This is a genomic window from Luteibacter rhizovicinus DSM 16549, from assembly GCF_001887595.1.
Taxonomy (GTDB): Bacteria; Pseudomonadota; Gammaproteobacteria; order Xanthomonadales; family Rhodanobacteraceae; genus Luteibacter; species Luteibacter rhizovicinus.
This window is the reverse complement of sequence record NZ_CP017480.1, coordinates 481,521-503,399: the sequence shown is the minus strand read 5'-3', so window position 1 is coordinate 503,399 and position 21,879 is coordinate 481,521. Positions and strand designations below refer to the sequence as shown.

23 protein-coding genes are annotated in these 21,879 nt (G+C 66.2%); 5 read left to right on the top strand and 18 right to left on the bottom strand.

Features of this window, described 5'->3' with window-relative positions; genetic code table 11:
• Window positions 1–57 precede the first annotated feature (57 nt).
• The 11 genes from BJI69_RS22580 to BJI69_RS02360 all read right to left on the bottom strand — a co-directional run bounded on the left by BJI69_RS22580 (window position 58) and on the right by BJI69_RS02360 (window position 10,754).
• Entirely contained in the window at window positions 58–723 is a 666-nt protein-coding gene (locus tag BJI69_RS22580; protein WP_046977574.1) for an HAD-IA family hydrolase, read from the bottom strand.
• A gap of 77 nt (window positions 724–800) precedes the next feature.
• Window positions 801–2,567 (bottom strand): M56 family metallopeptidase, encoded by a 1,767-nt coding sequence (locus tag BJI69_RS22995; protein ID WP_046968651.1) that lies wholly within the window; start codon window positions 2,565–2,567, stop codon window positions 801–803.
• Window position 2,568: 1 nt separating this feature from the next.
• Window positions 2,569–2,955: a BlaI/MecI/CopY family transcriptional regulator gene (locus BJI69_RS02400; protein ID WP_046968652.1), complete on the bottom strand. Its 387-nt coding sequence runs from the start codon at window positions 2,953–2,955 to the stop codon at window positions 2,569–2,571.
• Between the two features lie 156 nt (window positions 2,956–3,111).
• Window positions 3,112–3,516 carry an HU family DNA-binding protein gene (locus BJI69_RS02395; protein WP_046968653.1) on the bottom strand — a complete coding sequence of 135 codons (405 nt, stop codon included), beginning with the start codon at window positions 3,514–3,516 and terminating at the stop codon, window positions 3,112–3,114.
• Between the two features lie 168 nt (window positions 3,517–3,684).
• A complete protein-coding gene (locus tag BJI69_RS02390; protein WP_046968654.1) occupies window positions 3,685–4,440 on the bottom strand; it encodes a molybdopterin-binding protein in 756 nt (251 codons plus the stop codon).
• Window positions 4,433–5,257, bottom strand: coding sequence for a cytochrome b/b6 domain-containing protein (locus tag BJI69_RS02385; protein WP_046968655.1), 825 nt, complete (start codon window positions 5,255–5,257; stop codon window positions 4,433–4,435). The genes BJI69_RS02390 and BJI69_RS02385 overlap by 8 nt, the downstream gene beginning before the upstream one ends.
• Window positions 5,258–5,265: 8 nt before the next feature.
• Window positions 5,266–7,473: a molybdopterin cofactor-binding domain-containing protein gene (locus BJI69_RS02380; RefSeq protein WP_244465309.1), complete on the bottom strand. Its 2,208-nt coding sequence runs from the start codon at window positions 7,471–7,473 to the stop codon at window positions 5,266–5,268.
• Window positions 7,470–8,462: an FAD binding domain-containing protein gene (locus BJI69_RS02375; protein WP_046968656.1), complete on the bottom strand. Its 993-nt coding sequence runs from the start codon at window positions 8,460–8,462 to the stop codon at window positions 7,470–7,472. The genes BJI69_RS02380 and BJI69_RS02375 overlap by 4 nt, the downstream gene beginning before the upstream one ends.
• The gene (locus tag BJI69_RS02370; RefSeq protein WP_425476887.1) at window positions 8,459–9,019 is read right to left on the bottom strand and encodes a 2Fe-2S iron-sulfur cluster-binding protein; all 561 of its coding nucleotides are present in this window, start codon (window positions 9,017–9,019) and stop codon (window positions 8,459–8,461) included. The genes BJI69_RS02375 and BJI69_RS02370 overlap by 4 nt, the downstream gene beginning before the upstream one ends.
• Before the next feature lie 164 nt (window positions 9,020–9,183).
• The gene (locus BJI69_RS02365) at window positions 9,184–9,780 is read right to left on the bottom strand and encodes a nucleotidyltransferase family protein (RefSeq protein ID WP_046968657.1); all 597 of its coding nucleotides are present in this window, start codon (window positions 9,778–9,780) and stop codon (window positions 9,184–9,186) included.
• Window positions 9,777–10,754: an XdhC family protein gene (locus BJI69_RS02360; protein WP_046968658.1), complete on the bottom strand. Its 978-nt coding sequence runs from the start codon at window positions 10,752–10,754 to the stop codon at window positions 9,777–9,779. Before BJI69_RS02360 ends, BJI69_RS02365 begins: the two co-directional genes overlap by 4 nt.
• Before the next feature lie 86 nt (window positions 10,755–10,840).
• Here BJI69_RS02360 and moaA point away from each other — a divergent pair, with 86 nt between their 5' ends.
• The 5 genes from moaA to BJI69_RS02335 are packed head-to-tail and all read left to right on the top strand — an operon-like array spanning window position 10,841 to window position 14,701.
• Entirely contained in the window at window positions 10,841–11,815 is a 975-nt protein-coding gene (gene moaA, locus BJI69_RS02355; protein WP_046968659.1) for a GTP 3',8-cyclase MoaA, read from the top strand.
• A gap of 19 nt (window positions 11,816–11,834) precedes the next feature.
• Window positions 11,835–12,086, top strand: coding sequence for a MoaD/ThiS family protein (locus BJI69_RS02350; RefSeq protein WP_052767288.1), 252 nt, complete (start codon window positions 11,835–11,837; stop codon window positions 12,084–12,086).
• Between the two features lie 2 nt (window positions 12,087–12,088).
• Window positions 12,089–12,574, top strand: a complete 486-nt coding sequence (locus tag BJI69_RS02345; protein WP_046968660.1) for a molybdenum cofactor biosynthesis protein MoaE — start codon at window positions 12,089–12,091, stop codon at window positions 12,572–12,574.
• Window positions 12,571–13,509 carry a bifunctional molybdenum cofactor biosynthesis protein MoaC/MoaB gene (gene moaCB, locus BJI69_RS02340; RefSeq protein WP_046968661.1) on the top strand — a complete coding sequence of 313 codons (939 nt, stop codon included), beginning with the start codon at window positions 12,571–12,573 and terminating at the stop codon, window positions 13,507–13,509. The genes BJI69_RS02345 and moaCB overlap by 4 nt, the downstream gene beginning before the upstream one ends.
• 1 nt (window position 13,510) lies before the next feature.
• Entirely contained in the window at window positions 13,511–14,701 is a 1,191-nt protein-coding gene (locus BJI69_RS02335) for a molybdopterin molybdotransferase MoeA (protein ID WP_046968662.1), read from the top strand.
• A 15-nt stretch (window positions 14,702–14,716) separates the two neighbouring features.
• Here BJI69_RS02335 and BJI69_RS02330 read toward each other — a convergent pair whose 3' ends face one another.
• From BJI69_RS02330 to bamA, 7 genes are all read right to left on the bottom strand, one after another.
• Window positions 14,717–15,082: a hypothetical protein gene (locus BJI69_RS02330; protein WP_046968663.1), complete on the bottom strand. Its 366-nt coding sequence runs from the start codon at window positions 15,080–15,082 to the stop codon at window positions 14,717–14,719.
• A 105-nt stretch (window positions 15,083–15,187) separates the two neighbouring features.
• A complete protein-coding gene (gene rnhB / locus BJI69_RS02325; protein WP_046968664.1) occupies window positions 15,188–15,835 on the bottom strand; it encodes a ribonuclease HII in 648 nt (215 codons plus the stop codon).
• 9 nt (window positions 15,836–15,844) lie between these two features.
• The gene (gene lpxB, locus BJI69_RS02320; protein WP_046968665.1) at window positions 15,845–17,071 is read right to left on the bottom strand and encodes a lipid-A-disaccharide synthase; all 1,227 of its coding nucleotides are present in this window, start codon (window positions 17,069–17,071) and stop codon (window positions 15,845–15,847) included.
• A 4-nt stretch (window positions 17,072–17,075) separates the two neighbouring features.
• The gene (gene lpxA, locus BJI69_RS02315) at window positions 17,076–17,849 is read right to left on the bottom strand and encodes an acyl-ACP--UDP-N-acetylglucosamine O-acyltransferase (RefSeq protein WP_046968666.1); all 774 of its coding nucleotides are present in this window, start codon (window positions 17,847–17,849) and stop codon (window positions 17,076–17,078) included.
• On the bottom strand, window positions 17,846–18,319 hold the full coding sequence (fabZ, locus tag BJI69_RS02310) for a 3-hydroxyacyl-ACP dehydratase FabZ (protein WP_046968667.1): 474 nt from the start codon (window positions 18,317–18,319) through the stop codon (window positions 17,846–17,848). The genes lpxA and fabZ overlap by 4 nt, the downstream gene beginning before the upstream one ends.
• Entirely contained in the window at window positions 18,316–19,344 is a 1,029-nt protein-coding gene (lpxD, locus tag BJI69_RS02305; RefSeq protein WP_425476886.1) for a UDP-3-O-(3-hydroxymyristoyl)glucosamine N-acyltransferase, read from the bottom strand. The genes fabZ and lpxD overlap by 4 nt, the downstream gene beginning before the upstream one ends.
• A gap of 70 nt (window positions 19,345–19,414) precedes the next feature.
• A complete protein-coding gene (gene bamA, locus BJI69_RS02300) occupies window positions 19,415–21,844 on the bottom strand; it encodes an outer membrane protein assembly factor BamA (RefSeq protein WP_046968669.1) in 2,430 nt (809 codons plus the stop codon).
• Window positions 21,845–21,879 lie beyond the last annotated feature (35 nt).

The following is a 21,879-nucleotide window of genomic DNA, read 5'->3' as shown; positions in this document are numbered from 1 at the left end:
CAGGAAGACCTGTGGGAGCCGCTTCAGCGGCGAAAAGCCAACGAAGCGGAGATGCCGTCAAACAACGACGAGTCGCACCTTCCCGCCGAAAACCCCGTCGACACGCAACGCCGTCAGATCCGTCACCCACTCGACGTTCTCTGGAATCTCTTCCGGATGGTCGCCCGCGATGGCGATGACGCGCGCACCGGCGGCGAGTCCGGCATCGATGCCGGCTTTGGCGTCCTCGAAGACCAGGCTGTCTTTCGGATCGGCGTGCAGGCGCTTCGCACCGAGCAGATAGCCCTCGGGATCCGGCTTGCCGTCGGTGACGATTTCACCGGTGACCATGAGCGGCGGCGGGACGATGCCAGCAGCGCCGAGGCGTGCTTTCGCCAGTACCGTGTCGGCCGAGGTGACGATGGTCCACGCTGAAGGCGGTAGCGCCGCGAGCAGGGCATGGGCGCCGGGAATCGGCACGATACCGTCGAGGTCCTCGACCTCTTCGCGATACAGACGCTCGAACACCGCGTCGACGTCCATGCCGGGCTTCGCGAACATCTTCACCGAGTCCATCATGCGCACGCCGTGCAGTCGCGGAAGCACGACGTGCCAGTCGATGCCGTTCTCGTCGCACCAGCGTTTCCAGATCTTTTCGACGACGACGCGCGAGTCGATCAGCGTGCCATCCATATCGAACAGTAGTGCACTGGCCTCGATGACCGTGCCCGATTCAAGTTGCATGACGCCTCCGGGAGGGGAAAGACATGACACGTGGGGACGTGTGAAGGCCTTCACCATACCGGAGGGCGTCGATCCCGTCAGCGGGAGGTCTGGGCGACGTGGTTGCGAATGGACTCGGCGAGGATGTCGTTCACCTCCTTCGTGGCCTTGCGTGCAGCCTCGGCCTGGCGACGGCCCCACTCGGCCTGGACCTTGCCTTGCTCGGCACGCTGTTGCCCGATCTGCGCCATCTTCTGCGCGATCGCCGACTGTTCGCGAGCAATGGCATCGTGGCCCGCGGCGAAGGCGCCGGGGTCGCGGGGCCGGGAAGGATCGCTCTCCCGGACGGCGAGTTCTGCCTGGCGGGCACCGAGCTTGGCCATCTGTTCGTTGAGCATGGCTTGCTGGCCATCGAGCGTGGCCTGCTTGTCCGCACTCATGGCGGCCATGTCGGCAGGCTGCGCACTGCGGGCCAGGGCGCTGGTGATGCGCTTCACATAGGCGGGATCGCGAAGCGTCCATGCCTGGTCGCCGTTGCGGAACCACACATAGTCTTTCGAGCCGTTGCGCTGCAGCTCGGCGCGGCGGATGTCGTGGTTGCTGCCATTGATCACGCTGACGTCGTCGCCGAAGAAGACCAGGGCGTGCGACGGCTGTCCCCCGCGGATGTCGACGGCTTCCACGGCGGGTGTGGGCGGCACGGGCGGAGGCGGTAACGGTTCCGCGTACGCCGCCGCGTCGAGCGCTGGTTCCGCGGGTGTGGACGGCGGGGCGGGCTGCGGTGGCGAGGCGGGAGCCGGCGGCGCCGCAGGCGCTACGGGCCCGACCGGTGCGGCAGGTGCCGCGGGTGCCGCGGGCGTCACCGAGGCGTAGGCGACCGGGCGTTTGCTGCCGTTATCGGCGGCAACCACGCGCCATGGCATCACGCCGATAGCGGCAATGGCGAGGACGAGTGAGACGGTGAGTACACGCGGCGGCGCTTCAGTGGCTTGACCTAGCATGTCGAGTCTCCTTTTCAGGTTCTGGAAGGTGGGCGAGGCGCCGGGCAGGGCGTGGTGGGGATGCGGTGCGACACCGAGACGGAGCAGCAGGCGTCCATACGTCTTCGGCGCCTGTCGGCCGCGCGATAGGACCAGGGCATCGCAGGCCGCCTCCCGGCACAGGGCGTACTCGCGGACGGCGAAGTGAACCAGTGGGTGAAAGAAGAACAGCGTGCGTGCGACGGCCGGTATCCAGCCGAGCACGAGATCGCCGCGGCGGACGTGCGCCAACTCGTGCATGAGGGCCATGTCGAGGTCGTCGTCGCCGAGACGATCTTCCAATGGCAACAGGATGGTCGGGCGCCAAAGACCGATGACTTGCGGCGATTCGACTTCGTCGGATACGGCGAGGCGCGGCGAACGACGCAAGCCGAGCTCCCGTGCGCGGCGTGCGCAGAGTGTGTCGACGCGTACGTCGTCGTGCGGCATGGCGCGGCGGGCTACGCCGTGGAGGCGACGCCAACGGATGGCGGCGACGGCACACTGGGCGAGGACGGCGACCAGCCAGAGTCCCAGCAGGGCGTACGTCCACGAGAACGACCAGCCCGTGTCCACGGAACCCGCGACCGCGCCGGTATCGCCCAGGGCCGTCATGGTCATCACGGGTGCCGGATCGGTGGCGGGAAGCAGGGGTACGCCGAGTACGGTGGGGCAGGCGATGCCGACGATCAGCTGTGCACCGAGCAGCCACCACAGCGTGCTGCGTGCCGCGGCCGAGAGCGAAGGCACGGCGCGGCAGGCAAGATAGACAAGCGTGGCAAGCAGGAGTGCCTGCACGGAGGCGTGCGCAAGACGGGAAAGCAGGGTGTCGAGAAAGGCGTCCATCTCAGCGACCCTTCCGGCGCGACTGCAACGTATCGACCAAGGCCTCGAGCTCGGCGAGTTCGGTATCGCTCACCTGGCCGCGTTCGGACATCCAGGCGACGAAGGGCGAGACGGAGCCCTGCAAGGTTTTTTCGACGAATCGCGCCACCGCGCCCGTCATGACCTCGCCCGACTCGTTCGTGGCGCTGTAACGAAACATGCCGTCGATCTTGCGGCGTCCGAGATAGCCCTTCGCGCGGAGTCGCTCCATCATCGTCAATACCGTCGACCGCGCCAGGCCGCGCGCTTCGCCATAGCCGGCGCAGACCTCGGCCACCGTGCTTTTCGGCGACTCGCCGATGTACTGCAGTAGCGCGAGTTCCTGGTCGCCGATGGTCTTCTTGCTCATGCCGCGCACTCCTGACTACACATGTAGGCAGCGTGCACCTGACGACAGCTGTAGTCAACCATGACCTTCGGCAGGGGCATGAAAAAAGCCCCCGCCTTGCGGCAGGGGCTTTCGGGTACCTCGTCGATCGCGGCGGCTCAAGCCACCGCGGAAAGATCAGGCGGCCGCGTCCTTGAGCTTCTTGAGCGGACGGACCTTGACCTTGACCGAGGCGGGCTTGGCTGCGAACCAGCGCTCTTCACCCGTGAACGGATCCTTGCCCTTGCGCTTCGGCTTGGCAGCGACGGCAACGGAGGTGATCTTCAGCAGGCCGGGCAGCGTGAACGTACCGGCGCCCTTCTTGTGTACCGACGCGGAGATCGCGCCTTCGAGCGAAGCCAGCACGGCCTTCACGCTCTTGCTGTCAATGCCGCTCTGCTCGACGATGTGCGAGACGAGCGTGGACTTCGAAAGCGGATCCTTGATCGGCTTGAGCGCGGCCGGGGCCTTTGCAGCCTTCACGGCAGCCTTGGCAGGAGCCTTGGCAGCCTTCTTCGCCGCCGTTTTTTTGGTCGTGGCCATGGTTATCCTTGTCACTGAATCGAATGAGGCGGCCTTTCCGGCCGGTGCCCAGCGGGCGACTCACTCTAGCGTTGCTTTGGTCCGCTGAAAATAGGGTTTGCAAAGATTTTTTGCATTTGGGAGCCTTTTTTTCAGGGTCCGGGTGATGCAGTGCGGAAAAACGGCCGTTCAGATGCCTGCATACCACTCGTAACCGTTGTCTTCCCAGTAGCCGCCGTTGCCGTCGCCGATGTCCGCGAACGATGCGACCAGTTCGATGCGCCGGATGTATTTCGCCTGTTTGTAGCCTAGCTGGCGCTCGACGCGCAGACGTAGCGGCGCGCCATTTGCGATGGGCAGGGCCGCGCCGTTCAAGCCATAGGCAAGCAACGTCTGCGGATGACGAGCCTCGTCGAGGTCCACGCTCTCGTAATAAGGCGTGTCCTCTTCCATGTCGTCGAAACAATGGAAAACCACATAGCGCGCTTCGGATCCGGGCTTGACGCGGTCCAGTACGGCGGCAAGAGGCGTGCCCGTCCACTTTCCGATGGCGCTCCAGCCCTCGACACAGTCGTGGCGCGTGATCTGGGTGCGCGCCGCCATGGCCTTGAGCTCGTCAATGGAGAAGCGGGAAGGTGTTTCGACCAGTCCGTCGACCTCGAGGCGGTAATCGGCGAATCCGCCTTTCATCAACCCCTGGTAAAGGGGCGTATCGGGCATGAGCGTGCCGTTCGGCTTGAACACCGCGGATATGTCTGCCTCGGTGTACTCGCGAGCAAGGGCCTGGGAGGGCGACAGGAAGCGTTGCACGCGCCGGTTCACGACCTCCGCGCTTTCCAGGATTCGGGAGCCGGTTTCGCTCTGCGATATCCGGTCACAACCGGCGAGCGCGGCGCCGCCCAGTGCAAGAAGCGTCGTGCGCAGGAAGCCGCGACGGTCATTCATGAGGCTGTTTCCCCGGGCGATCGTGACGAATGCGATACCAGCCGGTAATCATGCCGCGAAGCTGGTTGAGGGGGCCGCTGATCAGCACCTCGATCACATGGACCAGGACAAAGAGGACGAATCCCATCGCGATGATGAAATGGATCGAGCGTGCGGACTGCCGGCCGCCGACAGCCTCGAGTAGTCCGTCGAGCACGGCATCCATGCGCGGCGACATCAGGATACCCATCAGGACGATGCCGCCGCCGAAGGCGAAAATGGCCACCAGGTAAGCCAGGCGCTGGAGGATGTTGTAGCGCAGCGCCTCCTCGCCTTCGGGATGGCGGAGGCGCAGATGGTCGACGATCGATCGGCCCAGGCCTCGCCAGTCGCGTCGGTCCGGCACGAGATCGCGGGAGAGATGTCGGCTGGCCAGTGACCAGCCGACATAAGCGAGGCCATTGAGGACGAACAGCCAGGCAAAGAAGAAGTGCCAGCGGCGGCCCATCGAAAGCCATCCCGCGCCGGGAATCGTCGCCCAGGAGGGAAAGCCGCGCGCGGCCCATTGGCCATCCACTTTCGACGCGCCCAGGACACCGGTGGTATCGATCGCATGGTCGCCCAGGACGGTCATGCCCCGCACGTTGCCCATGGCGTCCTGGCCGCCGCGCAACGATAGCCACGCCTTGCCGGGATCGGAGCGGTTTCCCCAGTAGAGCGACGGATGCGCGTTGAAAATCTGCAGTCCGCTACCTAGCAGGACGCACAGGCACACGACATTGATCCAATGCATCACGCGCACCGGCCAGCGATGTCGATAAACGAGGCGCGTAGTCATGAGATGCGTTACACCATACCGGCGAGCACCTTGTCCAGTGTCAGCGGGTAGTCGCGAATCCTTACGCCGCAGGCGTTGTACACCGCATTGGCGATCGATGCCCCCGCGCCGGAAATGCCCACTTCGCCCAGTCCCTTGATCTTCAGCGGATTGGCCTTGTCATCCAGCTCGGGGAGGAAGACGGCCTCCATGGGGCCGATATCCGCATTCACCGGCACGTGGTACTCGGCCAGATCGTGGTTGACGAACGCGCCGTAACGCGGATCCAGGACCATTTCCTCCGACAGGGCCGAACCGACACCGAAGATCATGCCGCCCAGGGCCTGCGAGCGGGCCGTCTTGGCATTGAGGATACGGCCGGCAGCGAACACGCCGAGCATGCGGCGCAGGCGAATCTCGCCGGTATCCATGTCGACGCCGACCTCGGCGAAGAAAGCGCCGTAGGAGTTCTGGTTGTAGTTCGTGCTATTGCTGCCCGGTTCGATCGCGCCGTCGGCCGTCACACCATCCTCACCGGCGAGGGCCACGTAGCTCACGCGCTTGCGGCCATCGGTGACATGGCCATCCTCGAAGCGCGCCTGCGCCGGGTCGATGCCGGCGGACCGGCAAAGCTTGCTGCGCAGCTGCATGCAGGCATCGTAGAGACCCGAGCCCGCGCTCGCTGCGCCGAACGAGCCGCCAGACCCCGGGGTCTCGGGAAAATCCGAATCACCCAGGAGGATAGTGACGCGCCCCATCGGCAAGCCGAGGAGGTCGGCGGCGACCTGTGTGAAAACCGTATAGGAGCCCGTACCGATATCGGTCATCGCCATGCGGGCGGTGAGCCTGCCGGACGGGTCGAGGCGTACGTTCGCCTTGGACGCCTGCAGCATGTTGCCGCGGACGGCGGACGACATGCCGATCCCGATGTACCAGCGTCCATCGCGCACCTGACGCGGTTGGGCGATGCGCTTGTCCCAGCCGAAGCGTCGTGCCCCTTCGCGCATGCACTCCACCACCTGGCGCGAGGAAAACGGCACACCCAGTTCGGGGTCGACCGCGGGCTCGTTGCGGATGCGTAGCTCGATCGGATCGATGTCCAGCTGAACAGCCAGCTCATCCATCGCGCCTTCGAGTGCAAGCAAGCCGACCGCTTCGCCCGGTGCGCGCATGGAGATGGCCGGCGGCAGGTCGAGATCGACCTGCCGATGGGTGTTCAGGCGGTTGTCGCCCGCGTAGCGCGAGCGGGTCCCCAGGACGGTCGGTTCGAACTCGTCATTGCCCGGTTCGTTGCCCGACCAGGCCTCATGCGCTTCCGCAAGGATGCGGCCCTGGGCATCGGTGCCCAGGCGCACGCGCTGGATGGTATTGGTGCGATGACCGACGACGTGGAACAACTGTTGCCGGGTGAGTGCCAGCTTGACCCTCAGGCCGGTGGCCCTGGCGGCGAGCGCCGCCAGCACCGCATCCGGCTGGACGTCGAGCTTGCTGCCGAAGCCGCCGCCGATATAGGCGGAGAGAAGACGAACCTTTTCCGGCGCGACCCCGAACGTGGCAGCGAGTGCCTTGCGACCCGGCGTAGGCATCTGGTTGGACGTCTCCACGGTCAGGCGGTCTTCGTTCCAGGCGGCGACGGTCGCGTGGGGCTCCATGGCGGCGTGAAACTGGAAAGGCGTCGTGTAGACCACGTCGAGCTGGTGCGGCGCGGACGCGTAGGCGTCGTCGAAATCACCTTTCTCCGTATCCGCCTTGGCGAAGGAGAGATCCTCGGGCTTGCGTGCGCCCGCCTTGCCGGCAGCGAGGTCGAAGCGGCCCGGTGTGGCGTCGTATTCGGGGCGAACCAGCGAGGCGGCGTGGCGGGCCTGCTCGTAGGAGCGCGCGATCACGAGCGCCACCGGCTGGCCGTAATGCCTGACCTTGTCGCCGACGAGTTGCGGGATCGCGTCATCGGATGACGTGTCCTGCTTTGGCGCATTTTTCGCAGTCAGGACGTCGATCACACCGGGAGCGTGCCGCGCGGCCGTGTCGTCGATGCGCAGGATCCGACCCGGGGCGATGGTCGCCAGCACGGGGAACGCGTATGCCACGTTGCCGACCCCGCCATGTTCCGCGGCATAGGCGACCTTGCCCTGGACCTTCAGCGGCCCATCCACGCGATCGATCGGCTTTCCGGTGAATCCGTCCGGCAAATCGTCGAGCGGCGTGTGTCCCACGACCGTATCCATGCGAATGGTCATGCTGTCGTCCTCCCGCTCGCTTCGACCAGGACCGCGCCCAACGTGCGTCGAGCCAACCTGATCTTGAAGTCGTTGTGCCCATGACCACGCGCACCCGCAAGGGCGGTGTTCGCGATGGCACGCAATGACGACTCGTCGCCTGGTGTTCCCTGCAGCGCCGCTTCCAGGGCGTCATCGCGCCACGGCATGGGAGCCACGCCGCCGAAAGCGATCCGCGCGGATGCGACACCGTCGCCGTTCACCTGCACGATGGCGGCAACGGAAACCAGGGCGAAGGCGTAAGACGCGCGATCGCGCACCTTGCGATAGATCTGCCGGCCGTCCGGCGGCGGGGGCAGCGTGACGTAGGTGATCAGTTCCCCCGTGCCCAGTGCGTTTTCGACCTGCGGGGTATCGCCCGGCAACCGGTAGACATCGGCGAGCGGAAGGGCGCGCTCGCTACCGTCCGGCATGACGGTGTGAACGACGGCATCCAGCACGCGCATGGCGACGGCCATATCGGACGGATGTGTAGCGATGCACGCCTCGCTTCCGCCGATGACCGCATGCATGCGGTTGAATCCCTCGATGGCCGCGCAGCCACTACCGGGATGCCGTTTGTTGCATGGCATCGCGGTGTCGTAAAAGTAATAACAGCGCGTGCGTTGCAGCAGGTTGCCGCCGGTGGTGGCTTTGTTGCGAAGCTGGCCCGACGCCCCGGCGAGAAGGGCACGCGACAAGACGGGGTAACGCTCACGGACGCGCGGATCGGCTGCCAGGTCGCTGTTGCGGACCATGGCGCCGATCCGCAGGCCGCCGTCGGCACTGTCTTCGATCGCGTCGAGTCCCAGGCGATTGATGTCGACGAGATGCTCGGGGGTCTCGATGTCGAGCTTCATCAGGTCGAGGAGGTTGGTGCCACCGGCGATGAAGCGTGTTCGCCGGTGCGCTACGGCAGCCTGCGTGGCGTCGGCCGGTGACGTCGCGCGCTCATACGTGAACGTCTTCATGCAGCACCCTCCGCGGCATCGGCAATCGCGGCGACGATGTTCGGGTAGGCACTGCAGCGACAGAGATTGCCGCTCATGCGTTCGCGGATTTCGTCGTCGCTCAGGGAGGGCGACGAGCTCAGGTCCTGGGTCACCACGCTCGGCCATCCGGCGCGTACTTCGTCGAGCATCCCGGTGGCCGAGCACAACTGCCCCGGTGTGCAGTAGCCACACTGGAAGCCGTCGTGCCTGACGAACGATGCCTGCAACGGACTGAGTGCTTCGCCCCGGGCCAGCCCCTCCACGGTGGTGATCGTGTCGCCGTCGTGCATGACCGCCAGGGTCAGGCAAGCGTTGATCCGGCGCCCTTCGACCAGCACGGTGCATGCACCGCATTGGCCGTGGTCGCAGCCTTTCTTCGAGCCGGTAAAGCCCAGGTGCTCGCGCAGCGCGTCGAGCAGGGTGACACGTGGATCGATGTCGAGTTCGTGGTCCCTGCCGTTTATACGCAGTCGCGCCTTGACGGTATCGACACCGGGCACGCGTTCGGCGAGGTGATGCATGACGCCACCGGACATCGTGTCGTGTCGGGCCGCGCTGGTAGGGGATCGCAGGGGGTTTGGCGGCATGCCGTTCTCCGTGGGTGGGCGGCGCGATGCGTCGCTGCCTGGGGCTCCACGGTTGTAAGCATTGCGGCGTGAACGGGGCGGGGCGGCTGGTCCGGCTGGACTTGCCATTCCGTTTACATCGGCCCGCGGCCCCGGTCGACGCGTCCCGTTGCGATGGCGCGCGCGAGATCCTCTTCCGTGTCCAGATCGTCGGCGAAAGCCTCGGCACGAACGGTCGCGGGCAAGGTGTCCTGCCATAACGCGCGAAAGCCCATGTCACCCTGAAGCGTCGTGGCCTGCCGCAATGTCGCCGCTCGCAGGACCGCCGGTACGCCCATGGCATCGCCGTAGGCCGTGACGGTGTCGCGCGCGCCGTCGTGTGCTGCCAGGAGACGCCAGAGGTGGGCCTCATCGAGGGCAGGCTGGTCGATCACCACGATCAGGACCGGGTCCGTTCGTCCCGCCAGTGCATCGGCGGCAGCCCGGATCGACGAGGCCATGCCCGTCGCCCAGTCCGGATTGAAGACGGCCTGCGCGCCCGTTAGCTGGCCGCACATCCGTTCGGCGTGCGCGCCCAGGATGCCGACGGTCCGCCCGGGTCGGGTTGCCGCGACGATCCTTGACGCCCGTGCGATCAGCGTCTCGCCGGCGATGGTCAGGAGCTGCTTGGGCTGGCCCAGTCGCTGGCTTCCGCCTGCGGCAAGGATGACCGCGTCGTGGCCACCGGTCACGGCAGTCGCGCGCGGTCGCGCTGGCAGACCTGGGCCAGGATGGAGAGCGCGATGCCATGGGGCGTCTGCGCGCCGATCGGCAATCCCGCCGGCAGGTGAAGCTTCTGCAGTTCGTCATCGTCGACGCCGTCGTCCCTGAGGCGTTCGACGCGTGCCCCGATCTTGTTGCGACTGCCGAGGATGCCTACCGCGAAGGCGTCGGAATGCAGGGCATGCGTCGCCACGGCGTGGTCGACCTCCGCGTCGTGGCTCAGTGAGTAGACGGCGGTGCGATCGTCAAGCAGGAGATCGGCCAGGGCGGCAGGCAGGCTGCGCGAGTCGTAGCCGGCCAGCGGTACCCCCGCAGGCGGCTCGAGCGGACCGTGCGGACGCAGCAGGACCACCTCGACGCCGAGCAACGGAGCGAGGTGGGCGACCGCGAGGGTGACGGGGTCGCCGCCGACCGCGACCAGTCGCAAGGGTGGGCGCTGGATACGGGCGTAATGCCTGTCGTCGGCCGGTCCGATCGCCTCGACGATGTCCCAGGCGCCGGTGTCGCGGTCCGTCAGCACGGTGACCGTGCGCCGCTCGCGGCGGGCGACGGTCAGCGTATTGACGTACCGGGAGGGCTCCACGAGTTCACGAACGAAGATGCCGATGCGGCCGCCGCAGCTAAGCTGGATGTCCAGTACCGGGCTGCCGACCCCGTAGTCCAGGAGGCGCGGGCGGCCTTCGGCGATCGCCATGGCGGCTTCCTCGGCCACCGCCGCCTCGACGCAGCCGCCCGACACATAACCGGCAACCCGTCCGTCCGCGGCGATCGCCATTTCGCTATGCAGCGGGCGTGGGGATGGCCCATCGATACTCACCAGCGTCGCCAGGGCGACGCGGCCCTCGTGGGCGTACTCGCGCAGGGAGGGCAGCAGGTCCTCGACCAGCGCATAGTCCGGCCAGGCCGGCCAGGCTGGCACAACCGAAGGGTTCAAGGCGTTCATGGCCGAAGTCTGGCACGATTGCATGTGAAGGGCCCGGCGGGACCGGTTACACCCCGCTTACGCGCATTGTGCTTTCCTGAGGCGACATGTCCCCACTCATCGACCGTCACGGACGTACCAAGCGCAAGCTGCGGATATCGCTCACCGATCGCTGCAATTTCCGCTGTACCTACTGTATGCCCGAGCATCCCGACTGGCTGCCGAAGGCCAGCCTGCTGGCGCGCCACGAAGTCGTGCGCCTCGCCGGCCTGTTCGTGGACCAGGGCATCGACCAGATCCGCCTGACGGGCGGCGAACCGTTGCTGCGTCACGACCTGCTGGAATGCGTGCAGGACATCGCCGCGCTCCGCGAGCGTGGGCTTCGTCGCTTGTCGATGACCACCAATGCCTCCCGTATCGCGCCGAAAGCTCGCGAACTGGTCATGGCGGGGATCGACGATTTCAACGTCAGCCTCGACACGGTCGACCCGGAGACGTTCCGTCGCCTCACCCTGCGCGAGATCGCACCGGTATTCGACGGCATCGACGCGCTCGTCGCTGCGGGGGCCAACGTCAAGCTCAACGCCGTCGTCATCCGTGGCGACAACGAGAAGGACATCGTTCCACTCCTGGAATGGGCCATGGCCAGGAAGCTTCCCCTCCGATACATCGAATACATGCCCCTGGACGCTCCCGGACACTGGAAACGCGATGCCGTGGTATCCGAAGCGGACATGCTGGCGGCGATCCGCGAGCGGCACGTCGTGGACGTGCAGCCGCGCGGGCACGATCCGGCCACACCCTATCTCGTCGATGGCCATTACCCGCTCGGCATCATTTCGACCGTCTCCAATCCGTTCTGCTCGACCTGCGATCGCCTGAGGATCACCGCGACGGGCGAGCTGTTCACCTGCCTGTTCTCACCGATCGGCACGCCGCTGGGTGCGCGCATGCGTGATGGCGTCGCCGACGACGTGCTTGCCGAACAGGCGCGTCGGGCGGTCTGGCTGAAGGATGCGGGTTACGCGTCGCGGCCCGGTCCCGTGGACAGGCCGTTGACCATGCATGCGATGGGCGGATGAACCCTTTTTCGGATACCCCATGACACCGATCGTCTTCGAACTTTTCGCCTCGCTGGAAGGCCTGGCCGGCACCCGTACCTGCGAGATCGATGCGGGCGGCGACATTTGCACGGTCGGCGACGCGCTCGCCCTGCTGGCCCGCGAACACCCGAAGCTGGCCTCCGCGCTGGAGCGCTGCGCCTGCGCCTCGGGCGACGCCATCGTGCGCCGGGCGGACCCGCTTCCCGCCGATCGACGGATCGCCGTGCTGCCACCTGTGGCGGGAGGCTGAGCATGGAACGCGCGGTACTTTCCCATGATCCGGTGAGCGTGGAGCCCTTGCTGGAGCTGGACGCCCATCCGGAGTGCGGTGGCCTGGCGCTTTTTGTCGGCACGGTGCGCGATCACCACGAAGGGCGTTCGGTGCGGCATTTGAAGTACACGGCACACGAGCCCCTCGCGGAAAAAATCATTCGTGACGTCGAGGCGGCGACGCGCGAAAAATACGGTGTTCCCTACGTGCGCGTCGTGCATCGTCTGGGTGACCTGTCGATCGGCGATGTCGCCATCGTCTGCGTGGTTCGTGCGCCGCACCGTGCCGAAGCCTTCGACGCGTGCCGCTATGCGGTCGACGCGGTGAAGCACGGCGCGCCGATCTGGAAGGAAGAGTTCTATACCGACGGCAGCAGCGCGTTCGTCGAAGGGTGTTGCATCCGCGACGACCTCGACGAAACGCCGCCGCCTTCGCATCGCCACCACTCGCATACGAGCCACGGATGAAAGACGTCAGCCAGAAGCCGGATTCCCTGCGTGTCGCCCGCGCCACCGCCACACTGCACGCGCCGGCCCACTGCATCGAATTACTGCGCAGCGGCGATACCGAGAAGGGCGATCCGCTCAAGACCGCACGCGTTGCCGGCATTCTCGCCGCCAAGCGAACGGATGAACTCATTCCGCTGTGTCACCCCTTGCCGATTCACCGTGCCGAGGTGACCTATGAACTGGCCGACACCTCGGTGCGGGTCATCGCGGAAGTGCAGACCATCGGCCCCACGGGCGTCGAGATGGAAGCGCTGACCGCCGCCAGCCTGGCTGCACTCACGCTCTACGACATGCTCAAGCCCTACGCCGAGCCTGATGAGCTGCACATCGAAGACTGCCGACTCGAGCGCAAGACGGGCGGTAAATCTCACTACAAGCGGCGCCTGTCCGTGCCGCGCAGTGCTGCGGTCGTCGTCCTGTCCGACACGGTGGCGAGCGGCGCCAAGCCCGACACGGCGGGCGTCTGGGTGCGCGACGCGCTGATCGCGGCCAACTTCGGACACGTCGAATACGCAGTGATCCCCGACGACGCGGCGGTACTGGGTGAGCTGCTCGGTTCCCTCATCGCGGCCGACACCGCCATGATCATCACCGTGGGAGGCACCGGTCTGGGTCCTCATGACATCACCGTCGACACGGTTGGCCCCATGCTCGATGTGGAGATCCCGGGGATCATGGAGACCGCGCGTGCCTTCGGGCAGCAACGCATGCCGTTCGCCATGCTCTCACGCGGCGTGGCGGGCTACGTTCGCGACAGCTTGATCCTCACGTTCCCTGGAAGTCGGGGCGGCGCCAGCGAGTCGCTGGCCGCGACCTTGCCGGGGTTGATCCATCTGCTGGAAACCGGTCGGCCCGGTGGACAGCATCCCGGCGGTTATGGCGAGGCGCATTGACATGGCCCTGCTGCCGATCGAGGAAACCTTTGCGCGCTATCGCCAATGGGTCGGCCGTCTGCCGACGCATCGTCTGCCTGTGGAGCTCGCCCTTGGCGCCGTGCTGGCTGAAGCGGCCGCGGCGCGCATCGCGCTGCCACGGTTCACCCAGAGCGCGGTCGACGGCTACGCGCTCCTCGCCGCTGATGGGCAGGCACCGCGAACGCTGATCGGTACGGCGGCCGCCGGTGAACCCTCGGGCGTCACCGTGGGTCCGGGGCAGGCCGTTCGTATCCTGACCGGGGGCGTGGTGCCCGAAGGCGCGGATGCCGTGGCGCGCCAGGAAATCGTCGAGCGCACGGGGACCGGCATCGTCCTGACCGAGGCGGTGCGCGTGGGTGAAGCCATTCGCCATGAAGGCGAAGAGCTGGCGTCCGGCAGCATCATCGCGAACGCCGGCCAGCGGGTGACCGCCGGCCTGGTCGCAGCCTTGGCCATGGCGGGCATCGACAGTGTCGAGGTCTACCGGCGGCCCCGTGTCGCCGTGCTCGTCACGGGCGATGAAGTGGTGCGTGCGGGCGAGCCCCTGGCGCCGGGCATGGTCTACGACGCCAACGGGCCGCTCCTGCGTTCGTGGTTCGTGGAGCATGGCTATGGCGAACCGGTCGTGGCCTATGTCCGCGACGACGAGAGCGCACTCGAAGAGGCCCTGAGCGCGGCGCTGGACAGCGCCGACCTCATCGTGACCAGTGGGGGCGTCTCCGTGGGCGACCGCGATTTCGTGCCACTGGTCGCCGATCGCCTCGGCGTACGCAAGGTGTTCTGGAAGGTGGCGCAGAAGCCCGGCAAGCCCTTGTGGTTCGGCATGCGCGAGGGCAAGGTGTTACTCGGTATGCCAGGCAATCCGGCCGCTGTCCTGGTCTGTCTGGCCGTCCATGCACGCGCCGTGCTGGGTCGCCTCGAGGGAGAGGCGGCGGATCAGCCGAAGTGGCGCCGCGGTGTCCTCAGCGCCGCCGTCGAAGCGGATCCGGAGCGTGACCGGCTGGTCCGCATGCGACTGCGCAACGAGGATGGCCTGGTCATGCTGGAAGCGCTGCCCCACCAGGACTCGCACATGCTGAGTAACCTGGCGTCGGCCCACGCCCTGGTGTGGCTACCGTCTCGCGCGGAGGCTTTCGCCCCCGGCGAGCGGGTATCGTGGACCGTGATCTGAGCGACCGCGAGGGGCTTACCAGGCTTTGACGTCCGTCACGACAACGGTGTAGTCCGACATGTCCGCCGAATAACGGAAGAGGCGGCCGAGGTCGAAGTCGACACTCTTGCCCGGCTCGATGTTGGAGGTGCCGGCCGGCCAGCCCTGCTTGCTGGCGATGACCTTACCGGTCGAATCCTTCGCGTCGATACGGATCTGCGCGGCGGCGGCTTCGGGGCACTTGTTGACCAGGTTGCCCTTCATGCTGAAGCGCGGCTGGCCCGAACCCTGCTGCACCTTCACGGCGAAGCCGTCGATGGTGAAATCCTTGGCGGCACAGGCGGCGTGGGCGGACAGCGGAGCAGCAAGGAACAGCGCGGCGGCGATGGCGATCTTCTTCATGGGTGTTACCTGTCATCGATAGGGAAAGGCTCGCACTTGGTGAGGGCGCGTAACCTTCGTATCGGCAGGATCAATTCCGACTTTAGGGCGAATTCGCCCCGAGCTTCAGACGGCGGTGGCGAACAGATCGCCGACGGGCTCGATCTCGGGCTCGAACCAGCGCTTGACCGGGGCGAAGCTGCGCCGGTGCGCCGCGCACGGGCCGAGGCGGCCCAGTGCATCCAGGTGTTCGGGCACGCCATAGCCCTTGTGCCTGGCGAAGCCATACCCCGGATGCTCGGCATCGAGGGCATGCATGTGCCGGTCGCGGCTGACCTTGGCCAGGATCGAGGCGGCGCTGATCGCCGGCTCGGTGGCGTCCCCGCCGATGACGGCGCGCGCCTCGCAGGGCAGGGTACGAGGCAGGCGGTTGCCGTCGATCAAGGCCATCTGCGGTGCGAGGGACAGTCCCATCAGGGATCGGGTCATGCCGATCATCGTCGCCTGGAAGATGTTTATCCGGTCGATCTCCTCGCGCTCGACGAAGATCACGGTCCAGGCGAGTGCACGCTCGACGATGCGGCCATAGAGCTTCTCGCGAACGTCCTCGGTCAGTTGCTTGGAGTCGTTGAGGCCGCGGATCGGCCGGGCCGGGTCGAGGATGACGGCGGCGACCACGACGGGTCCGGCGAGCGGCCCGCGGCCCGCCTCGTCCACGCCGGCGATGATGAGGTCGCGACTGAGCTGGCTGCTGACGTTGCGCTTGCGTGGCATGGGCTCAGCCTAGGCCGGACGCCCGCCGCCCGGCAAGGCGGGGGCCGCGATCAGCTCGGCGATGGCATCGGCCGCGTGATCCGCCGCGCGACCTTCCAGGCCGCCACGCAGCTCCTGATGCAGGTATTCGAACGCGGCGACGACGGCGCCACGACGCTCGCTGTCACCGAGCAGGGCGAGGGTGGCCTCGCCGAGGGTCTCCGCCGTGCAGTCGTCCTGCATGAATTCCGGCACGAGCAGCCGGCGGCCCAGGCCGCAGGCGCGAGCGAGGATGTTCGGCAGGCTGTAGACATCGGTCTTGAGCATGCGCAGTGCCTTCGCAATGCGATAGCTGGTCGGCGAGACGCGGTAGCCCACGACCATCGGCCGCTTGGCAAGCATGGCCTCGAGCGTGGCCGTGCCGGAGGCCAGCAAGACCACATCGGCCGCGAGCATGGCATCGTGGGCGCGGCCGTCCGTCAGCAGGGGCGGCGTGCCGGGGAAGTCCGCGAGCAGGGCCGTGAGCCGCGCATGGACGCGCTCGTTCGCGGCCGGGACGACGATGCGCAGGTTGGGCATCGTGGCGGCGACGCGCTTCGCCGCGGCGATGAAGATCGCGCCGATCCGGTCGATCTCGCTCGGCCGGCTACCGGGTAGCACGGCAAGGACAGGCGCATCCTGTGGCAGGCCGAGCGCGTCGCGCGGCGCGGCGCGGTCGGAAACCATCGGGAAACGATCGGCGAGCGGGTGGCCGACGAAACGTGCGTCGATGCCGTGCTTCGCGTAGATCGGCGGCTCCATCGGGAAAAGGCAGAGCACGCGGTCGGCCGAGCGGCCGATTTTTTCCGCGCGCTTCTCGCGCCATGCCCAGACGGAGGGGCTGACATAGTGGACAGTGCGCATCCCGGCGGCCTTGAGCTTGCGCTCCACGCCGAGGTTGAAATCGGGAGCATCGATGCCGACGGTGATATCGGGACGCGTGGCCAGCAGTTTGCCGAGAAGCGCCTTGCGCAGCCGGAGCAGACGCGGGAGGTGGCTGACCACCTCGGCAAATCCCATGACGGACAGCTCGCGGATATCGAACCAGGACTCGAAGCCCCGGGCGGTCATGCGAGGGCCGCCGATACCGACGAAGCGCGCCGCCGGATAGCGTGCGCGCAAGGCGTCGATGAGGTCCGCGCCGAGCTGATCGCCGGAATCCTCCCCGGCAATCAGGGCGATGGTCGGCAGGCCAGGGGAGGGTATCGTCGGCGGCATGAGGTCAGCGGGCGAGCGCGCGCTCGCTGCGGTCGAGGAACTCGAGCATCTGGCGCACGTCCTCGCTGGTTTCCGCCTGGGCCTGAAGCTGCTCACGCGCCTCGGCCAGCGGCAGGCCGGCCATGTACAGCGTGCGGTAGGCTTTCTTGATGGCGGCGATGCGCGCGGTGTCGAAGCCGCGTCGCTTCAGTCCTTCGCTGTTGATGCCGCGCGGCCGGCCGCGGGTCTCGTTGGCCATCATCACGAAGGGCGGTACGTCCGAGCCGACCAGGCAGCCCATGCCAATGAAGGCGTGGGCGCCGACCTTGCAGAACTGATGCACGCCGGAATAACCGGACATGATCGTCCAGTCGCCGATATCGGCATGCCCGGCAAGGGCGGAATAGTTGGAAAAGACCACGTTGTTGCCGACCTGGCAGTCGTGCGCGATGTGCACGTAAGCGAGCAGCCAGTTGTCGTTGCCGATGCGTGTCACGCCGCCGCCATCACCCGTTCCGCGATTGATCGTGACGAATTCGCGGATCAGGTTACGGTCGCCGATGACGACTTCGGTGCGTTCACCCTGCCATTTCTTGTCCTGCGGCGGACCGCCGATCGACGCGAACTGCGAGATGCGATTGTCGCGGCCGATCGTCGTCGGCCCTTCGATCACCACGTGTGGACCGACAGTCGTGCCCTCGCCGATGACGACGTCAGCACCGATGACGCTGAACGCGCCGATGCTGACGTCGTCAGCGATGCGCGCGGACGGATCGATCTGCGCGGTGGCATGGATCATTTATCGTTCCTCGCGGCGCACATCAGCTCGCAGGAGGCAACGGGCTTGCCGTCCACCAGGGCCCTGGCTTCGAACAGGCCCATGCCGCGAAGGAGCCGCTTGAGCGACACCTCGAGGCGCAGCTGGTCGCCCGGCGCGACGACGGACGAGAAGCGGGCGTTGTCCACCTTCACCAGGTAGAACAGCGGGCTGCCGCCCTGGCCTTCGATCTGGCTGGTCAGCTGGGTGAGCAGGCCGGCAGTCTGTGCCATGGCTTCGACGATCAGGACGCCCGGCATGACCGGATGCCCCGGGAAATGTCCCTGGAAGAACGGCTCGTTGATCGTGACGTTCTTGATCGCTGCGATGCTCTTGCCCGGATCGAGCTCGATCACCCGGTCCACCAGGAGGAACGGATAGCGGTGCGGCAGCAGCCGCTGGATATGCTCCACATCCACCGGAAGCTTCACGGCAGCGTTCGAATCGGTCATTGCCCTTTTTCCTTTTCCAGCGCCGACAGGCGGCGCGCGTACTCGTCGAGATGCTTGAAGCGCGCTGCATTGCGCCGCCACTGGCGGTTGTCCTGCAACGGTGTGCCGGACGAGTATTCGCCCGGCTCCCTGATCGATGCGGTGACCAGGCTTTTCGCCGTGATGGTAACCCGGTCGGCCAGTTCGAGGTGGCCGAGGACGCCCGCGTTGCCGCCGATGAGGCAGTAACGCCCGATCTTTGCGCTGCCGGCGACGGCGGAACAGCCGGCCATCGCCGTGTGGGCGCCAATATGCACGTTGTGCGCGATCTGGATCTGGTTGTCGAGGCGGACATCTTCCTCGAGCACGGTATCGTCCAGCGCGCCACGGTCGATGGTGGTGTTGGCGCCGATTTCGCAGTCGTCGCCGATGCGCACGCCACCCAGTTGCGGAAGCTTCACCCAGTGATCGCGGTCGAAAGCGAGGCCGAAGCCGTCCGAGCCGATCACTGCGCCGGGATGCACGAGGACGCGCTTGCCCAGCGTGACACGGATGACCAGGGTGACCCGGCCGACCAGTCGCGAGTTGGCGCCGACCACGCAGCCCGGGCCGATGGCGCAGTGCGGTCCGAGGATGGCGCCTTCCTCGATCACGGCACCCTCGTCCACCACGCAGCACGGGCCGACACTGGCCGTGGGGTGTACGCGGGCGGACGGCGAAACCACGGCGCTCGCGTGGATGCCTCGTGGCGCCGCGGCGACGCGCTCGAAGAGCGCGGCGATCTTCGCGTAGGCGACGTAGGGATCCTTGGCCACCAGGGCCGCACCCTTGCGCAAGGCCAGCGCTTCGGCGCTCAGCACGACGATGCCGGCCTGTGACTCGGCCAGTTGCGAGGTGTACTTCGGATTCGAAAGGAAGGTGAACTGGGAGGCGGTAGCCGCCGACAGGGTGCCGACACCATCCACGACCGTGGCGGGATCGCCATGGGCCTCGAGGCCGAATCGTTCAGCCAGCTCGGCCAGGGTGTATTGCGGATTTCCGCTCACGGGGCACTCCATAAAAAAGGGGTGGTGGGCCGGAGCCGCACCACCCCTCGATTCTAGCGACTTGCAAGCCTTAGAGCTGGCTGCCGAAGGTGAACTGGATACGCTCGACGAAGCGGCCGTCATCGGACTGCTTACGAAACGGCACCGCGAAGTTGATGATCAGCGGGCCGATCGGTGCCTGCCACTGCAGCGACAGACCGGTCGAGGCGCGCAGGTCGCTGGCCTTGAACGTCGAGTACGAGGAGTAGACGTTACCGACGTCGACGAACCAGGACACACGAGCGGTGTTGATGTCCTTCAGGAAGGGCAGCGGCAGGAACATCTGCGCCGTGCCGAGCGTCTTGAAGGCGCCACCGACCGGCTGGCCGTAGCTGTAGTAGCCGCCCGTGCAATTGCCGTGGCTGTCGGGCTTGCCGCCCGGGTTCGTGCTGAGGCCGTCGCAGAGACGGGGACCCAGGGTGTTGTCCTGGAAGCCACGGACGTCACGCACGCCGCCGGCGTAGTAGTTCTCCCAGAACGGGAACGCCACCTTGTCACCCTTGGAGTAGATCTTGATCGGGTTGGTCGGATCGTTCGGGTTGTAGGCGAAACCGTCGTTGTCGTAGCTCTGGCCGTAGGTCTTGCCGTAGCCGACCTGTCCGTCGAGATAGAGCACGAAGCCCTTGCCGATCGGCCAGTAGTGGTTGGCTTCGCCGAAGATCTTGTAGTACTGCACGGTGGAACCGGGCAGTGCGCCATCGACCGAGAGCGTCAACTGACCACCGCGGGTCGGGGCCCAGTAGCTGTTACGCGTATCGTGCGTAAAGCCAAGGCTCGACGTCCACGAGTGGATGGTCTTGTTACCGACGGCCTGCTGGTAGGCCACCAGCTGGCCCGGGGTATAGGTGGACGTGTTGATCAGGTTCGAGCTGACGCCGAGGCTGGTGGTCAGCGAATCGAAGTCGGAGATCGGGATCGACAGCGTCGTCTGGAACGACTTGGTGCTGTACGTGTAGTTCGCGAGGTCGGTATCGCCGTAATCGAGCTTGCTGTAGCCGACGTTGTAGCCGATCTGCACACCCGAATCGGTGAGGTACGGATTGGTGTAGCTCGCGTTGATGCGCTTGTAGTACGTGCTGGTTTCCGCACCGATGGAGAAGCGGTCACCCGTACCCAGGAAGTTGTTCTGCGAGACCGAGGCCGACAGGATGATGCCTGAGTACTGCGAATAGCCCACGCCGAACATCAACGAGCCGGCGGACTGTTCTTCCACCTTGGCCGTCAGGTCGACCTGGTCGACCGTACCCGGCACGAGGGCCTTGTCGATGTCGACGGTCTTGAAGTAACCGAGGCGCTGCAGGCGTGTCTTCGAGCGGTCGATCGCGCCCTGCGAGTACCAGGCGCCTTCGAGCTGGCGCATTTCGCGGCGCAGGACCTCGTCTTCCGTGCGGGTATTGCCCTGGAAGACGACACGACGCACGTACACGCGCTTGCCCGGCTCGATGAAGAGCGTGAGGTCGGCGGTGCGCTTGTCCTTGTCCAGCTTCGGCACCGGCGTCACCTTGGCAAAGGCGTAGCCGATATTGGCCAGGATGGCCTTGATCGCATCGGTGCTGGCTTCGATCGCCGCACGATTGAAGGTGTCGCCCTTATGGATGTACACCAGCTTGCGCAGGGTGTCTTCCGGCAGGATCAGTTCGCCGAGCAGGTGCACGTCGGAGACGGTGTAGACCTCGCCCTCCTTGACGCTGGCGTCGATGTACATCGCACGCTTGTCCGGGCTGATCGCCACCTGCGTGGAATCGACGCCGAAGTCGGCGTAGCCACGGTTCATGTAGTAGTTGCTGAGCTTCTCCAGATCGCCGGAGAGCTTTTCGCGGGAGTACTGGTCGTCCTTGGAATACCAGGACAGCCAGTTGGACGTGTTCGACTCGAAACCGTCGCGGATCGCCTTGTCGGTGAAGGCCTTGTTGCCGACGACGTTGATCTCCTTGATCTTCGCCGCCTTGCCTTCGCGGATCTCGATGTCGATCGCCACGCGATTGCGATCGAGCGGCGTCACGTGCGGGATCACCGACACGTTGTACTTGCCGCGGTTGTAGTACTGGCGGATGAGTTCCTGCTGGACGCGATCGAGGGACAGGCGGTCGAAGGTTTCACCCTCGGACAGGCCGATCTCCTTGAGGCCCTTGCGCAGGTCGTCTTCCTTGATGTCCTTGTTGCCGCGCAGCGTGAGCTTGGCGATGGCCGGACGCTCGGTGACCTTGATCACCAGGATGTCGCCCTGGCGTTCAATTTCCACGTCGCTGAAGAACTTGGTCTGGTACAGGGCGCGAATCGCGGCCTGAGCTTTCTCGTCGGTCAAGGACTCGCCCTTCTCGATCGGCAGATAGCTCAGCACCGTGCCCTGGGCAATGCGGGTGAGACCGTCGATACGGATATCGGAGACGACGAACGGCTCAAAAGCAAGCGCATTGGCAGACAGGGAGGCGAGCAGGATCAGGGCGGCGATACGCTTCATCGTCGATTCCGTTGAGTTAAGACCAGAAGCCGGCG

Excerpts from the sequence above, each read along its gene's own strand:
- BJI69_RS02400 (WP_046968652.1), bottom strand. The coding sequence starts at position 2,955 with ATGAGCAAGAAGACCATCGGCGACCAGGAACTCGCGCTACTGCAGTAC.
- moaCB (WP_046968661.1), top strand. The coding sequence starts at position 12,571 with ATGAAAGACGTCAGCCAGAAGCCGGATTCCCTGCGTGTCGCCCGCGCC.
- BJI69_RS02350 (WP_052767288.1), top strand. The coding sequence starts at position 11,835 with ATGACACCGATCGTCTTCGAACTTTTCGCCTCGCTGGAAGGCCTGGCC.
- bamA (WP_046968669.1), bottom strand. The coding sequence starts at position 21,844 with ATGAAGCGTATCGCCGCCCTGATCCTGCTCGCCTCCCTGTCTGCCAAT.
- BJI69_RS02395 (WP_046968653.1), bottom strand. The coding sequence starts at position 3,516 with ATGGCCACGACCAAAAAAACGGCGGCGAAGAAGGCTGCCAAGGCTCCT.
- BJI69_RS02360 (WP_046968658.1), bottom strand. The coding sequence starts at position 10,754 with ATGAACGCCTTGAACCCTTCGGTTGTGCCAGCCTGGCCGGCCTGGCCG.
- lpxA (WP_046968666.1), bottom strand. The coding sequence starts at position 17,849 with ATGATCCATGCCACCGCGCAGATCGATCCGTCCGCGCGCATCGCTGAC.
- BJI69_RS02345 (WP_046968660.1), top strand. The coding sequence starts at position 12,089 with ATGGAACGCGCGGTACTTTCCCATGATCCGGTGAGCGTGGAGCCCTTG.
- BJI69_RS22995 (WP_046968651.1), bottom strand. The coding sequence starts at position 2,567 with ATGGACGCCTTTCTCGACACCCTGCTTTCCCGTCTTGCGCACGCCTCC.
- BJI69_RS02335 (WP_046968662.1), top strand. The coding sequence starts at position 13,511 with ATGGCCCTGCTGCCGATCGAGGAAACCTTTGCGCGCTATCGCCAATGG.
- BJI69_RS02385 (WP_046968655.1), bottom strand. The coding sequence starts at position 5,257 with ATGACTACGCGCCTCGTTTATCGACATCGCTGGCCGGTGCGCGTGATG.
- BJI69_RS02380 (WP_244465309.1), bottom strand. The coding sequence starts at position 7,473 with ATGACCATTCGCATGGATACGGTCGTGGGACACACGCCGCTCGACGAT.
- moaA (WP_046968659.1), top strand. The coding sequence starts at position 10,841 with ATGTCCCCACTCATCGACCGTCACGGACGTACCAAGCGCAAGCTGCGG.
- fabZ (WP_046968667.1), bottom strand. The coding sequence starts at position 18,319 with ATGACCGATTCGAACGCTGCCGTGAAGCTTCCGGTGGATGTGGAGCAT.
- rnhB (WP_046968664.1), bottom strand. The coding sequence starts at position 15,835 with ATGCCACGCAAGCGCAACGTCAGCAGCCAGCTCAGTCGCGACCTCATC.
- lpxB (WP_046968665.1), bottom strand. The coding sequence starts at position 17,071 with ATGCCGCCGACGATACCCTCCCCTGGCCTGCCGACCATCGCCCTGATT.
- BJI69_RS02370 (WP_425476887.1), bottom strand. The coding sequence starts at position 9,019 with ATGTCCGGTGGCGTCATGCATCACCTCGCCGAACGCGTGCCCGGTGTC.
- BJI69_RS02375 (WP_046968656.1), bottom strand. The coding sequence starts at position 8,462 with ATGAAGACGTTCACGTATGAGCGCGCGACGTCACCGGCCGACGCCACG.
- BJI69_RS22580 (WP_046977574.1), bottom strand. The coding sequence starts at position 723 with ATGCAACTTGAATCGGGCACGGTCATCGAGGCCAGTGCACTACTGTTC.
- BJI69_RS02390 (WP_046968654.1), bottom strand. The coding sequence starts at position 4,440 with ATGAATGACCGTCGCGGCTTCCTGCGCACGACGCTTCTTGCACTGGGC.
- BJI69_RS02330 (WP_046968663.1), bottom strand. The coding sequence starts at position 15,082 with ATGAAGAAGATCGCCATCGCCGCCGCGCTGTTCCTTGCTGCTCCGCTG.